The sequence below is a fragment of the Leclercia sp. LTM14 genome, assembly GCF_023736175.1.
GTDB classification, from domain to species: domain Bacteria; phylum Pseudomonadota; class Gammaproteobacteria; order Enterobacterales; family Enterobacteriaceae; genus Enterobacter; species Enterobacter barmai.
On record NZ_JAIKTT010000001.1, the window covers coordinates 417,068 to 431,296 of the forward strand.

General features: G+C 54.2%; 11 protein-coding genes and 2 tRNA genes. 6 read left to right on the plus strand and 7 right to left on the minus strand.

Annotated features, from left to right (window positions below):
• The first annotated feature begins 4 nt into the window (after window positions 1–4).
• Both K5I40_RS02050 and K5I40_RS02055 read left to right on the plus strand, forming a co-directional pair.
• Window positions 5–2,059, plus strand: coding sequence for a hypothetical protein (locus tag K5I40_RS02050; RefSeq protein ID WP_251929503.1), 2,055 nt, complete (start codon window positions 5–7; stop codon window positions 2,057–2,059).
• Window positions 2,059–2,454, plus strand: a complete 396-nt coding sequence (locus K5I40_RS02055) for a hypothetical protein (RefSeq protein ID WP_251929502.1) — start codon at window positions 2,059–2,061, stop codon at window positions 2,452–2,454. Before K5I40_RS02050 ends, K5I40_RS02055 begins: the two co-directional genes overlap by 1 nt.
• A 362-nt stretch (window positions 2,455–2,816) precedes the next feature.
• On the opposite strand, the gene ldtA is transcribed toward K5I40_RS02055, so the two are convergent.
• Window positions 2,817–3,770 (minus strand): L,D-transpeptidase, encoded by a 954-nt coding sequence (gene ldtA / locus K5I40_RS02060; RefSeq protein ID WP_223073992.1) that lies wholly within the window; start codon window positions 3,768–3,770, stop codon window positions 2,817–2,819.
• 237 nt (window positions 3,771–4,007) lie between these two features.
• Here ldtA and shiA point away from each other — a divergent pair, with 237 nt between their 5' ends.
• From shiA to K5I40_RS02075, 3 genes are all read left to right on the plus strand, one after another.
• Entirely contained in the window at window positions 4,008–5,318 is a 1,311-nt protein-coding gene (gene shiA, locus K5I40_RS02065; RefSeq protein ID WP_039030224.1) for a shikimate transporter, read from the plus strand.
• Window positions 5,319–5,391: 73 nt separating this feature from the next.
• The gene (locus K5I40_RS02070; RefSeq protein WP_039030225.1) at window positions 5,392–6,846 is read left to right on the plus strand and encodes an AMP nucleosidase; all 1,455 of its coding nucleotides are present in this window, start codon (window positions 5,392–5,394) and stop codon (window positions 6,844–6,846) included.
• An 18-nt stretch (window positions 6,847–6,864) separates the two neighbouring features.
• Window positions 6,865–8,631 carry an aminopeptidase P family protein gene (locus tag K5I40_RS02075; RefSeq protein WP_223073808.1) on the plus strand — a complete coding sequence of 589 codons (1,767 nt, stop codon included), beginning with the start codon at window positions 6,865–6,867 and terminating at the stop codon, window positions 8,629–8,631.
• 85 nt (window positions 8,632–8,716) lie between these two features.
• On the opposite strand, the gene K5I40_RS02080 is transcribed toward K5I40_RS02075, so the two are convergent.
• Both K5I40_RS02080 and K5I40_RS02085 read right to left on the minus strand, forming a co-directional pair.
• Window positions 8,717–8,792: transfer RNA gene (locus K5I40_RS02080), tRNA-Asn, on the minus strand.
• Window positions 8,793–8,872: 80 nt separating this feature from the next.
• Complete coding sequence (locus tag K5I40_RS02085) at window positions 8,873–10,348, minus strand: EmmdR/YeeO family multidrug/toxin efflux MATE transporter (protein ID WP_039030227.1); 1,476 nt, start codon at window positions 10,346–10,348, stop codon at window positions 8,873–8,875.
• 193 nt (window positions 10,349–10,541) lie between these two features.
• Here K5I40_RS02085 and K5I40_RS02090 point away from each other — a divergent pair.
• Window positions 10,542–10,617: transfer RNA gene (locus K5I40_RS02090), tRNA-Asn, on the plus strand.
• Window positions 10,618–10,726: 109 nt separating this feature from the next.
• Here the strand turns inward: K5I40_RS02090 and K5I40_RS02095 are convergent.
• The 4 genes from K5I40_RS02095 to dacD form a co-directional block, all read right to left on the minus strand.
• Complete coding sequence (locus K5I40_RS02095; protein WP_039030228.1) at window positions 10,727–11,062, minus strand: DUF496 family protein; 336 nt, start codon at window positions 11,060–11,062, stop codon at window positions 10,727–10,729.
• 166 nt (window positions 11,063–11,228) lie between these two features.
• Window positions 11,229–12,287: an FUSC family protein gene (locus K5I40_RS02100; RefSeq protein ID WP_039030229.1), complete on the minus strand. Its 1,059-nt coding sequence runs from the start codon at window positions 12,285–12,287 to the stop codon at window positions 11,229–11,231.
• A gap of 102 nt (window positions 12,288–12,389) precedes the next feature.
• On the minus strand, window positions 12,390–12,863 hold the full coding sequence (sbmC, locus tag K5I40_RS02105; protein WP_039030230.1) for a DNA gyrase inhibitor SbmC: 474 nt from the start codon (window positions 12,861–12,863) through the stop codon (window positions 12,390–12,392).
• 121 nt (window positions 12,864–12,984) lie between these two features.
• A complete protein-coding gene (gene dacD / locus K5I40_RS02110) occupies window positions 12,985–14,151 on the minus strand; it encodes a serine-type D-Ala-D-Ala carboxypeptidase DacD (RefSeq protein WP_039030231.1) in 1,167 nt (388 codons plus the stop codon).
• Window positions 14,152–14,229: the final 78 nt, after the last annotated feature.

A 14,229-nucleotide genomic window follows, 5' to 3' on the forward strand; every position in this document is an offset into this window, starting at 1 on the left:
CATCATGGCGAAACGTAATGACGAAATAAACCGTTCTCTCCCCCTTTCACACATGATTTACCGGGACAACGAGATCGATCGGGAGAAAGCTAAAAAACTGGTTGTCTATCATTATCCATTAAGTAAAAACTATCGCTGGAAAGAATGGCAAACCCAAATTGATGATGAGTTAGGTAGCCGCTATTACCCTTATTTGATGAAGTCTCATAAAGATCAATTTGGACTATACGTTGCTTTGGACTCTGAGCAGGATAATCCACCAGTAATTAAAAATGGTGATGGGATTATTGTTGAACCAACGCGTGTCCATTACGAGGCTATGCTGAATCCGGTATGGATCCGGCTTATCATGCGTAAAGTCTCTGCTTTTGGTTCGCATTGCAAAGGTAGCCATACTCTGGGATGCCCATTACTGCAGACAGACGTCTGGAAAAGTAAGAATAGTTGCGGTATCAATGCAATTAGTCTGGACTGTCGCACTCAACAAAGAAGCGATAAAAATACAACTGAGGTTATATTATTTCATAAAAATGTTCCGTTACGTCCAGTCGATATAAAAAACGAACCATTTAATATTCATCAACCATTATGGATATATGATAAAAATAATGTTCTTGTCCGCTGGAAAGCGGAGAAAACAACAAAACCTAAATCTCAGATTTACCGGGAAGTAAGCAAAAATAAAGACAAACGCAAGTTACGCCCTTTCCTCGATCTTTCGTCCTCAACCTCACTCAAAAATAGCTGGCCGTGGATCCTTCAACCTGTTCAAAATGAATTTATTGAGCAAGCAAGGAAATTTGGCTTCGGGTTATCTGCAGTAGTCCTTAAGTTACGCCCTTTACCGCTTAAAACGAAATTTAAAACAACTGACAAGGCTAAATTCCCAAGTGTACAGCTTGACAAAGAGATAAAGGTTCTCGATCTTCGTTTTTCTAAAAATGTATCTGCGCAATATATTGTTAATAACATTCAGTCTCTGCTGAATGAAAAATATCCTAATGCACAAATGTCATTATTGTCTGATATAGAACCTGATCAGATTGGGAATATAGAAATTGATAAATCACAGTGCCTCCTTGTTCTGTTGGATCAGACTCCGGGTATCATCGAAGATCGCTACCCATTAACACAAACGTTGAGAACCAAAGTTGCTTGCCAGCATATTAATATTAACCCTTTTGATCTCACAGGTGACCCTGTTAAAGATAAATGGCTCATCGAACACTTTACTTCTGACGGTGACACTAGGCTTATTCCTGCCGCAGATTCTCGTTACTATGATTATAATATCAGTGATTTTGAGAAAAAAGCGGTTCAGGAAACCTTGGCACGTAATGTTGAAATTGTATATAAAGAGTTAGCCCTGAAGCATTTGCTGCTATGCAATGAGGCCAAAATTAGTGTTACGCTCCCGCAACAAAAGGATCTACTCACTACCAATCTTGCTGTAATTACTGATGGTTTTTTGTTTACTGTTAAACAAGACCGCCCAATAATATTACCATTTCACCCAACTCTGACAGATGCTGTTTCAGCTTGTGATAATGTACTCCGTTCATTTGATACCTCCGTAACAGTATTACTCGCTCTACTTAACGAAAAGTGGCCTTACCATTATCGCCCTCAGGATATTACTCAAGGGATTTGGAATGAAGCAGATAAGTTGACCCGGTTTATTAATCGGTTGACGATAATAATTCACAAAACGGAAGAAGTGACTATCCTCCTACAGGATCCACAATATGGAGCACCTCATATGCTTCCGGAGAAATTAAACGATTTAATGACTATTCTGGATTATCAAAGGCAACAGCTCCCCCTTAATAAATGGCTATTACCCGAAATGGATGAACTCACTTTTCATATAGACCAACTTACTGAAGAGGGTGAATTATCCGATACAAATAGAAATACGTTACTTCGTGAACTAAAATTGTTGTGTAAGCTATGGGAATGCGCTTTAAAAAAATATTATTCCAACAATGAATTCAATGTCACTTATGATATTTTAAAAAAATTTGTTTTTGCCAATGGCCTGAAAAGAAAAATGCGCTAATGGAGGGAGTCGCTCAAAAATCAGTAAAGAGAGCTAGTACATCGCTAATAGCATCATGGAATAAATTATTATCGCGTGTCTTCGATTTACCTTTAGGCGATCCCCGCAACTGGCTCAAAAACGTACCGGGTATTACACGGCTCTGGCATGATCCAGAGCAAAATTATGTCATTGTTGGCAGTCTTTCCTCCCCTCAACCCCTTATTCAACGTCAGCCCAGTATTCGCCAGTGGCATGCATTACAGGGGGAACTGAATTATGAACTTCTTGCAGGACTGGTTGACGTTGACTGGGTCAGAATGAATCAACTAGCGGGTAATCCCTGTGTGGCTACGCTTGTTCGTCGGTGGCAGGAATGGCAGGTTCAACCAAATGAGGTGCCATGTGTTCCGTAAGAAGAATAAAAAAACTGGCTGTATTTCAAATGGAAATAAACCATTGGAAGTGCTGTGCACACTCAAGAAAATAATAAATAATATCAATGCATTAAACATAAAACCCACAGATGGGTAGCTAATGAGGGGCGTATGCGTATTCAACAAATTAGAATCAAGAACCTCCGCCTGTTAGCAGAGCTGGAGCTTATGCTAAACGCCTTCGCCAAATGGTGGTCATTCTAGTGGTCTTGACAACCCAATTTTTAGGTTTAGCTTACCAATCAGCCAGTTAATGGCTAAGGCGATCCCCGTCAGAGGAGCCATATTTAAGAAGCCCGCTTAAGGAAACTTAAGCGGGCTTTTTGCTATCTCAACGTTGTTCACTGGCCTGACGTGCTTACCAGTGGCGTGTTCAACGCCCCCCAACTTACCTTCACCGGCATACCCGACCGGCGCTCCAGTGCTCCGTCAACCTTCACTGCATCCACATCTGCACCGTTGAGCTGCGCGCGCAGCCCCGCCGTCATCGGCAACGGCACTTTATTGCTGGATTCAAATTCCGCGCGATTGCGCGACAGCGGTTCGTGAACTTCGACCCACCGGCTGCCGTCCGGCTCGGTGGTGACTTTAACCGGCTGATCGATAAGCTGCACCCGGGTTCCGACCGGGACATTGTCGAACAGGTATTTAATATCGGCGTTACGCAGACGAATGCAGCCCTGGCTCACGCGCAGCCCGATGCCAAAGTTTGAATTGGTACCATGAATAGCATACAGCCTGCCGATATACAGGGCATATAGCCCCATCGGGTTGTCCGGCCCTGCAGGCACGAAGGCTGGCAGCGTTTTGCCCTCTTTGGCGTAGGCCCGACGGGTGTTTGGCGTTGGTGACCAGGTTGGCCCGTCCTGCTTGCGCTCAACGGCGGTGACCCAGTTGCGCGGCGTCTCGCGCCCGGCTTCACCGATACCGATTGGGAAGATCTCAACGGTGTTGCTCCCTTTCGGATAATAATAGAGACGCATCTCCGCCACGTTGACCACAATGCCCTCGCGCACCGTCGGCGGCAGGATCAGCTGCTGCGGCACGACCAGCTGTGTACCGGCTTTGGGTAAAAACGGATCGACACCCGGGTTGGCCTCCAGCATATTGCTGAGCCCCTGCCCGTGCTGCGCCGCAAACGCCTCCAGCGGCAATTTATTATCATGCGGAACGACGATCGTCTGCGCGCTTCCTACCAGGCGGCTCCCTTCAGGCGGCAACGGATAGCTCACCGCCAGTACATTCTGGCTCACCAGTAAAGCAGTAATAAAACCCAACTTCTTAATACGACCCATCATTCCCTTCCTCTGTCGCTCCACGTGTCTGACAAGCATAGCCTTGTTGCTGCGTTTATAGCCAGCCAACAAATCATCATTACGATGAATATCACCCGTTTAGCTCATGCCGGGATAAAAACGTTTTCAGCTGTCCGCTGTCGCGGTAGTCTCTTACCCGCCGCTGTTTAAAGGCAACCGTAATGTGAGCGATCTTCTTCCTATACCTATAAGAAAATAACCTCAGACAGGATCACTATGGATACCACCCTCGCTTCCTCGTCCCCCGACGGGGCAACACCATCGCTTCAGCGCGCACGCCGCGCGGCCCTTGGCAGTTTTGCCGGTGCGGTAGTCGACTGGTACGATTTTCTGCTGTACGGCATTACCGCCGCGCTGGTTTTTAACCGCGAATTTTTCCCGCAAATAAGCCCGGCAATGGGCACCCTCGCCGCCTTTGCCACCTTTGGTGTCGGCTTTCTCTTTCGCCCGCTGGGCGGAGTGATCTTCGGCCATTTCGGCGACAGGCTGGGCCGCAAACGGATGCTGATGCTGACGGTGTGGATGATGGGGATCGCCACGGCACTGATTGGTATCCTGCCCTCTTTTGCCGCTATTGGCTGGTGGGCGCCGGTTCTGCTGGTGACCCTGCGCGCCGTTCAGGGCTTTGCCGTCGGCGGCGAATGGGGCGGCGCAGCGCTGCTGTCGGTTGAAAGCGCCCCGGCACGTAAAAAAGCCTTCTACAGCAGCGGCGTACAGGTGGGTTATGGTGTGGGTCTGCTGCTCTCCACCGGACTGGTGTCGCTGATAAGTACCCTCACCACAGACGAACAGTTCCTGAGCTGGGGCTGGCGCATCCCGTTCCTGTTCAGCATTGTACTGGTGCTGGGGGCGCTGTGGGTACGTAAGGGGATGGATGAGTCTGCCGAGTTCGAACAGCAGCGACAGCAACCCGCAGAGCAGCGCCGCCTACCGGTGATGGACGCGCTGATCCGCCATCCCGGCGCGTTTTTGAAAATTATCGCCCTGCGCCTGTGTGAACTGCTGACCATGTATATCGTCACCGCCTTCGCGCTAAGCTACTCGACCCAGAACCTGGGCCTGCCTCGCGAGCTGTTTTTGAATATTGGCCTGCTGGTGGGCGGCATCAGTTGCCTCACCATCCCCTGCTTTGCCTGGCTGGCGGACAGGTTTGGCCGCCGCCGGATCTATATCACCGGTGCGCTAACAGGTGCCCTGAGTACCTTCCCCTTCTTTATGGCCCTCGAAGCCCAGTCTGTTTTCTGGATTGTAGTCTTCGCCATTATGCTGGCGAATATTGCTCATGACATGGTGGTGTGCGTCCAGCAGCCGATGTTCACCGAAATGTTTGGTGCCAGCTACCGCTACAGCGGCGCAGGGGTTGGCTATCAGGTGGCGAGCGTGGTGGGAGGCGGATTCACGCCGTTTATCGCCGCCGCGCTGGTGACCTTCTCCGGCGGCGACTGGCACAGCGTGGCTATCTATCTGCTGGCCGGGTGCCTGCTCTCTGCCGCGACCTGCCTGCTGATGAAACGCGCCGACGCCTGATCTCACTTTTGTTTCACATACAGGTGACATACTATCGGGTAACGCCGTACACCTGTGGAACAAGGAGACAGAGATGAATAATAAGGGCTCCAGCCTGACCCCGGCTCAGGCACTGGAAACGCTGGATGCGCTGTACGACCAGGCGGTCAACGCCCTGCGCAGCGCCATCAGCAACTATATCAAAGACGGAACGCTCCCCGATCCAGAGGCCAGAATGAATGGCCTCTTTGTTTATCCGTCACTTTCCGTGACCTGGGATGGTAGCGCCACTAATCCACCAAAAACCCGCGCCTATGGCCGTTTTACCCATGCCGGATGCTACTCCACCACCGTTACCCGTCCGACGCTTTTCCGTCCTTATCTGGAAGAGCAGCTGACGCTGCTGTATCAGGATTATGGCGCCCACATCACCGTAGAGCCATCGCGCCATGAGATCCCCTATCCGTACGTTATCGACGGCTCAGAGCTGACCCTGGACCGCTCCATGAGCGCGGGCCTGACGCGCCACTTCCCGACTACCGAGCTGTCGCAGATCGGCGATGAGACGGCGGACGGGATCTACCATCCCGCAGAGTTTTCCCCGCTGTCGCACTTTGATGCCCGCCGCGTCGATTTTTCACTGGCGCGCCTGCGTCACTACACCGGCACGCCCGCAGAACATTTCCAGCCGTTCGTGCTGTTTACCAACTACACCCGCTATGTGGATGAATTTGTGCGCTGGGGCTGCAGTCAGATCCTCGATCCTGACAGCCCGTACATCGCCCTCTCCTGCGCGGGTGGGATCTGGATCACCGCCGAAACCGAAGCCCCGGAACAGGCCATCTCCGATCTGGCGTGGAAAAAGCACCAGATGCCCGCCTGGCACCTGGTCACCGCCGATGGCCAGGGCATCACCCTGATTAACATCGGCGTAGGTCCGTCTAACGCCAAAACCATCTGCGATCACCTCGCGGTACTGCGCCCGGACGTCTGGCTGATGATTGGCCACTGCGGTGGGCTGCGCGAAAGCCAGCTGATTGGCGATTACGTGCTGGCCCACGCCTACCTGCGTGACGACCACGTGCTGGATGCGGTGCTGCCGCCGGATATCCCTATCCCGAGCATCGCCGAGGTGCAGCGGGCGCTGTACGACGCCACTAAAGAGGTGAGCGGCATGCCGGGCGAAGAGGTTAAGCAGCGTCTGCGTACCGGAACGGTGGTCACCACCGACGACCGTAACTGGGAGCTGCGCTACTCGGCGTCGGCGCTGCGCTTTAACTTAAGCCGCGCGGTGGCGATCGATATGGAGAGCGCCACCATCGCCGCCCAGGGTTACCGCTTCCGCGTGCCCTACGGCACCCTGCTGTGCGTCTCCGATAAGCCGCTGCACGGCGAAATTAAGCTCCCCGGCCAGGCCAACCGTTTCTACGAGGGGGCCATCTCCGAGCATCTGCAGATTGGCATTCGCGCCATCGATCGGCTGCGCGCCGAGGGCGATAAATTACACTCGCGTAAACTGCGTACCTTTAACGAGCCGCCGTTCCGCTAATCATAAAAAAGGAAAGTTATGCAAACCACATCACCGCTATCCGCCCTGCGCCAGTGGCTGGAAACCCAGGCGCTGGATGGCATTATCGTGCCGCGCGCCGATGCCTTTCAGAGTGAATATTGCCACCCGCACGATGATATTCTCGCCTGGCTGACCGGCTTCGACGGCTCGGCGGGCCACGCACTGATCCTGCGCGATCGCGCCCTGCTGTTTGTCGACGGACGTTATCAGGTTCAGGCCCGTGAACAGGTTAATCTGGCCGAGGTTGAGATCCTGCACCTGCACAACGATCTGCTGGCGGACTGGTTGCAGCAGAACGTGGCGGCAGATACCCGAATCGCTTTTGAAGCGATGCTGATGACCAACGCCCAGTACGAAGCGCTGAACGCCAGCCACTGCGAGCTGGTCGCCCTGAATGACTCCCCGTTCGATCTGCTCTGGCAGGATCGTCCGGCCCCGCCTGTGGGTGCCATCCGCGAAATGCCGTTGGAGATCAGCGGCGAGAGCAGCGCCGATAAACGCCAGCGCGTGGCCGCCATCCTGGCAAAACAGAACACCGATTATCTGGCCATCACTCAGCCGGACAACATCGCCTGGCTGCTCAACGTGCGCGGCAGCGATATCCCGATGAGCCCGGTGCCAAACTCGTTTGCCCTGCTGAGCCACGAGGGTGCGGTGGAGTGGTTTGTCACGCCAGAGAAAACCCGCGGACTTCCGTCCGCGCTGCTGGAGAGCCTGACGTTATCGCCTGAAGCAGATTTCCTGACGCGCAGCCAGCAACTCTGTGTGGGTAAACGACTTATGATTGATGCCGATACAGCGCCTGTCGCCCTGCGCTTTGCCGTTCAATCGCAGGGCGAGATCGTCTGGCACGCCGATCCGATCACCGCGATGAAAGCACACAAAAACCCTGTCGAGCTGGCGGGCTACCGCGACAGTCACCATCAGGATGGCGTGGCATGGGTCAACTTCCTTGCCTGGCTGGCGCATGAGGTGCCGCGTCGCGAAGCCGCTGGCAACCCGATTACCGAACTGGAGGCCCAGGCGCAGCAGCTTATCTTCCGCCAGCAGCGGCCGGGCTTTATCGAACAGAGTTTTGCCACCATATCCGCCTCCGCCGGCAACGCGGCGATGTGCCACTACCACTCCAGCGAGCAGACCAATACCGCCATCACCCGCGCGCATTTTTACCTCAACGATTCCGGCGGGCAGTATCACAACGGCACCACCGACGCCACGCGCACTCTGGCTTTCGGTCCGCTGAGCGAGCAGTGTCGACTGCATTACACTGCGGTGTTGAAAGGCTTTTTATCGCTCATTTCCCTGCAATTCCCAACCGGGACATGCGGGCATCAGATTGATGCTTTTGCGCGGTCTGCGCTGTGGGAGCTGGGGCTCGATTTTGATCATGGCACCGGACATGGCGTCGGCCACCAGCTGCTGATCCATGAAAATCCGCAGCGGATCGCGAAGAAGGTCAATCCCTGGCCGCTGGTGGCAGGCAATATCATGACTATTGAGCCGGGCTATTATCTGGCCGATGCGTACGGTATCCGCATTGAAAACCAGGTGGAGGTGGTAGAAAGCGTGCCGGGCTTCTGCCGCTTCGCGTCGCTGACGCTGGCCCCGATTGATCTGAGCCAGGTGCAGCTGGCGCTGCTCAGCGATAAAGAGATTAAGTGGCTGAATGATTACCACCACCGGGTACGCGAGGCGCTCTCGCCGCACGTTAGCAGTGAGGCCCGTCCGTGGCTGATCGCGGCAACGGCGCGCGTGCACCGGTAGCCTGTACTCGCCCTCTCCTGGCGGAGAGGGCAATCAGAAAAAGCAAAAAGCCCGCTTAAGTTTCCTTAAGCGGGCTTCTTAAATATGGCTCCTCTGACTGGACTCGAACCAGTGACATACGGATTAACAGTCCGCCGTTCTACCGACTGAACTACAGAGGAATCGTGTGAACGGGGCGAATATTAGCGATGCCACCTGGCGATGTCAAAGGCAGAATGCAGTTTTTGCATCGTTTGCCGATTTATTCCCCAGTTTGCACATTCGCTATCCGTTCCTCGGGGATTACCGCCGCATTTTCACGCGCGGGTCGCGGATATTTCCACAGCCAGCGTCCGCTGACCATGCGCCAGTAGAACAACGCGCCGCGTACCGCCCAGTCGAGGAACATCCCCAGCCAGACACCCACCACGCCCATACCCAGCATGATCCCCAGGGTATAACCGGCCACCACGCGACAGCCCCACATCCCGAGCATAGAGACCCACATGGCAAAGCGGGCATCGCGCGCGCCTTTCAGCCCGGCAGGCAGCACCCAGGACGCCGCCCAGATCGGCATAAAGGCGGCGTTAAGCCAGATAAGGATCACCACCACGTCCTTAACGTCCTGCTCATGGGTATAGAACGACGCCAGCAGGCTGGCGAACGGCGCAGTGCCCCAGGCAATGGCGGTAAGCCCTATCGTCGAGAGCCAGAAGACGTGGCGCAACTGGCGCTCCGCCTGGCCGATCTGCCCTTTCCCGAGCCGTTTACCGGTGATGATGGTGGAAGCGGAACCCAGGGCGTTACCCGGCAGGTTGATCAATGCGGCGATGGAAAAGGCGATAAAGTTACCGGCGATGACGTCGGTCCCCATCCCGGCCACAAACATCTGGGTCAACAGTTTGCCGCCGTTGAACAGCACCGACTCAATACTGGCGGGCACGCCGATGCCCATCACTTCCCAGATAATGGCGAAGTTGAGCGGCTTGAAATAGCTTTTGAGGCTGATACGCAGTGCAGGATTAAAACCAACCGCCAGCACCACAATAATCGCGATGGCACCGATATAGCGGGAGATCGTCAGCCCCAGACCGGCCCCGACAAACCCGAGCCCGTCCCAGGAGAAAATCCCGTAGATCAGCACGCTGCTGATCATGATGTTGAGGATGTTCATCCCGCCGTTAATCAGCAGTGGAATTTTGGTATTCCCTGCCCCACGCAGCGCCCCGCTGCCAATCAGCGCAATGGCCGCTGCCGGGTAGCTGAGCACCGTCATTTCAAGATACGACAGCGCCAGGGCTTTCACCTCGCCGGTGGCCTCACCGGCAACCACATTGATGATCTCTTCGCCGAAATAGTGGATCACCGCCGCCAGCACAATGGAGAACAGGGTCATGATCACCAGCGACTGTCTGGCAGCCGCCCGGGCCCGGCGCGGATCGCGCTTACCGAGGCTAAATGCCACCACCACCGTGGTACCCAGATCGATGGCCGCAAAGAAGGAGATGATGACCATATTGAAACTGTCGGCCAGCCCCACGCCCGCCATCGCCTCTTTACCGAGCCAGCTCACCAGGAAGGTGCTGAGCACGCCCATCAGCAGAACGCAGGTATTTTCCAGAAAAATAGGCACGGCCAGGGGGGTGATTTCGCGCCAGAAGAGAACTTTGTAGCTCTTACGTTTGCTATACCAGCGCGTGCGCATCACGGCCTGGCGTAAAGCGGAGGTGACGTTCAAAATGGACCTTAGAGAGAGAGTTGAAACTACATTTCAAATAATGAGGGAGAAATGCAGATCCTGCAAAGTATTTCCCACAAAAATATGTTGGTAATTACGACAAACTGATGACAGAATCGGCAGTTGAACAATCCTGGCTAAGATCAGGTTTGACAAAAGTTTTTTCGCCGCTAAGATAACGCTCCACAACGATTCCTCTGTAGTTCAGTCGGTAGAACGGCGGACTGTTAATCCGTATGTCACTGGTTCGAGTCCAGTCAGAGGAGCCACATTTAAGAAGCCTGCTTTCGAGCAGGCTTTTTGCTTTTCCGGGGCGGGTAAACGGCGGCCAAAAAAAGCCCCCCGACAGGTCGGAGGGCTTAGTCTGTTCAGCGGCGATTATTCGCCTTTGACTTCAGCGTGCTTCATCTCGCCCATCACTTTCAGCTTTTTCGAGATTTCACGACGTTCTTTAGAGATCTCAGCGTTTTTGATGATGTAGTCGTCTACGCGGTCTTCGTAGTCGCTTTTCATGCTGGCAATGATGCCCTGGATTGCTTCAACGCTCATGCCTGGTTTGATGTAATCGCTCAGGTTGTCCAGCAGCAGAACTCGCTTCTGGTTGTCACGGATCTTCTTCTCAACGTCCTGGATTTCACGTTGCAGTTTGTTCTTGCGGCGGAACAGGCGGACGAATTCCAGAACATCCTGGAACGAAGGCTTAGTAGTTTCCATTTTTACACCCCTGATAATGTGAGATTCGGATTCGTTTAAACAACCGCTATGGCATTAACTTACTGATAGCGATTGCTGATGACAATAATTTTTCCTTTGTCCCTATCATAACCTCAATTTCTGCTGAATCGAAGCAGCAGACAACGCAACCGCGCATAGCCGCTTTTTATTTGCGCAGTGCCCGGCAGATAAGATGTGACAGTAATTCCAGCTGGCGGGCAAGTTCCATGCTCAACCATACATAGCCGTGAATGGGCGTTTCCGCCACGTTTTCACTGCGGTGATCGTTCATCAGCTGACGCAGCTCGGCAACAATTTCATTCAGCCGCTCGGTGTTGGCCAATATGGGCTGCGGATTGCCTTCGTAAAGCGCATGGGCGATGGTGAGCAGCGTTTGCTGAGTCATCTGCTGCGTCTCTTTGAGGGTCCTGGCATTCAGCATCACAAAATGGCTGGCCCGGGAGGACCAGTGCGCGTTGATCTGCAGCTCAAGCATGCAGACCAGGTTGCGGCTGACGGTCTGGATCGCCTCGAAGATGGCTCGCTGAATATGGGTCTCTTTGCTGGCCGGGGTAATCAGGCCACGCATTTTTACCACGTCGTTGAGGATGGTTTGCAGGTGCTTTTCCAGCCGCGGACGCTCAACCAGGTTGGGTGAAAAGCCCGCCTGGTAGACCCGGTTAAAGGCGGTAACGTAGTTCGCCATCTGGATACGCCAGTGTAAAAACGCCCGCTGCGGCCAGATGCCGGTAAACAGCATCGCCAGCAGGGAACCGAGGATCACGTCGCCGCTTCGCCACAGCGCGGTCTGCATGTCCCCGGTCGGCGCGCCAATGACCACCGCGAGGGTGATGCCGATAAGCAGCGCCTGGTAAGGGCGTTTACCCAGCGCCAGCCAGCCGCAGAGGAACATGGCCGCCGCGCACCACAACAGCATCAGCGGCAGAGAGATAAGCTCCAGCTTCAGGGCAATTAACCCCAGCGCCGAGCCCAGAATGGTGCCGCCAATACGCTCGTAAGCGCGCGGAACCACGTTCCCCCAGAAAGAGATGGGCCCCATGATGACTACCAGGGTAATGAGCGGCCATGTTCCTTCTGGCACGTCCAGCAGACGCACCAGTAAAAAGGTGAGGATAAACGCCAGTGCGATACGGCAGCCGTGTACGGTGCGGTAATGACGATACAGTCGAATTTCAAAAGGTGTCAGAGACTTGTCGGGGCGCACAGGCTCTCCAGCTTTACGGCAAACCCTGATTGTACTGCGTTTTCTGCCGGAGTTGTGCCCCCCGGCAGAAAAACCCTGGAAAGAGTAAGAATTAGTGGCCTCTTACGCGATACGGTTCTGAACAGGAATAAACATCTCAATATCCCAGAAACCGTCGGCATTGCCGTCATTCAGATAGCGTTCAAAGCAGGCTTTTGGCGCGATCTGGTAATCGACATCTTCAAGCAGGCTATCGAAAAACAGGTTCCACGGGGTGGCGAAATCGTGGTTCTCGACGCGGGCTTTCGCCACCGCGTAGTCGCCCTCTGCCACTTCGGTGAGGATCACCCCTTCGCTGTTAGGTGGGATAACAAAATCGTCCGGCACGGTGACAACCGTGTCGCAGCGCAGCTTTTCAGCAGGAACTTCATCGGGATTATCGTAGTAAACCGCCACCCACTCCAGGGGTTGGATCTGACGCCCTTCCACCCACATCATCAGTTGCTCAAAACCCTGCTTAACGGTTTGTTCCCATGGGCCAACCATATGAAAACCGGCAATTTTGCGTTTATTCTGGTGCGTGATGCTGTAGTCCATGCTGCCTCCGATTGTTTACTGTATATATATACACTGTAATGCAGAGAAAAGCGGTTTAACAATGATGAACTGTTTATTATGCGAGCAGGCTCGCACAGTCGCCAGCCTGCTCCTTCATACGTTATGCTTTATGATGCAGATAATCGCTCAGACGCGAGAACATCCCGCCTTTACCGACGCTTTCCAGCGTCACCAGCGGCCAGTGGGCCACGACTTTATCGCGATCGTATAGCTCGATCTCCCCGACCCGCTGATGGGCGGCAATCGGCGCTTCCAGCTCTTTCTTGTCCAGCACGTATTTGGCCTTAATGTTCGGCACCTCCGCCTTCGGCAGCGCCAGCCAGAAATCCTGATCGGTGCCGAGTGAAATACGCTCCTTATCGCCGTACCAGATGCGCTCGTTGCCCACCTGCTTGCCGTTACGCAGGATCTGCACGGTATCGAAATTCTGCTGTCCCCAGTGGAGAAGTTTGCGCGCCTGATCCTCGCGACCTTTCGGGCTTTCGGCTCCCATCACGACGGCAATCAGACGGCGCTCACCGTCAACGGCGGAGGCGATCAGGTTAAAGCCGGCGCCGGAGGTGTGCCCGGTTTTCAGGCCATCCACGCTGAGCGACTTATCCCACAGCAGGCCGTTACGGTTCTGCTGGGTGATGCCGTTCCAGGTCAGGCTCTTTTCGCTGTACATGTGATAAAACGCCGGCTCGCCGTGGATGATGGCACGGGAGAGCACCGCCAGGTCGAAGGCGGAGCTGTGCTGGCCCGGCGCATCAAGACCGTGGACCGTTTCAAAATGGGTATCGCGCAGATTCAGCTTTTTGACGTAATCATTCATCATCGTAACGAACTGCGGCTGCCCGCCCGCCACATAATCGGCCAGCGCCACGCAGGCGTCGTTGCCAGAGTCAACAATCAGGCCGCGGCTAAGGTCGCGCACGGAAACGCGCTCGCCCGCTTTCAGGAACATCAGCGAGGAGCCGTCAAAGACCGGATTGCCCTTTGCCCAGGCGTCCTGCCCCACGGTGACCATGTCTTCCGGCGTGATACGGTGGCTGTCGATAGCGCGATCGACCACATACCCCGTCATCAGCTTGGTCAGGCTCGCAGGATTGCGCTGCTGGTGTTCATTGCCCGCCGTTAAAATTTGCCCCGTCGTATAGTCCATCAGCACCCAGGATCCCGCCTGGATAGCCGGCGGCTGCGGCGCATAGTTAATTGGGTCGGCAGCCAGCGCGGATGAAATGCTCAAAGTGAGTAAAGAAACAGCAATAAACAGACGGCGTTTCAACGAAGTATCCTCAGGTCATTTAAAATCGTTGACCTTTTTACGGAACTTTTCAGGTTGATTCCTGGATTAATTGCAAAA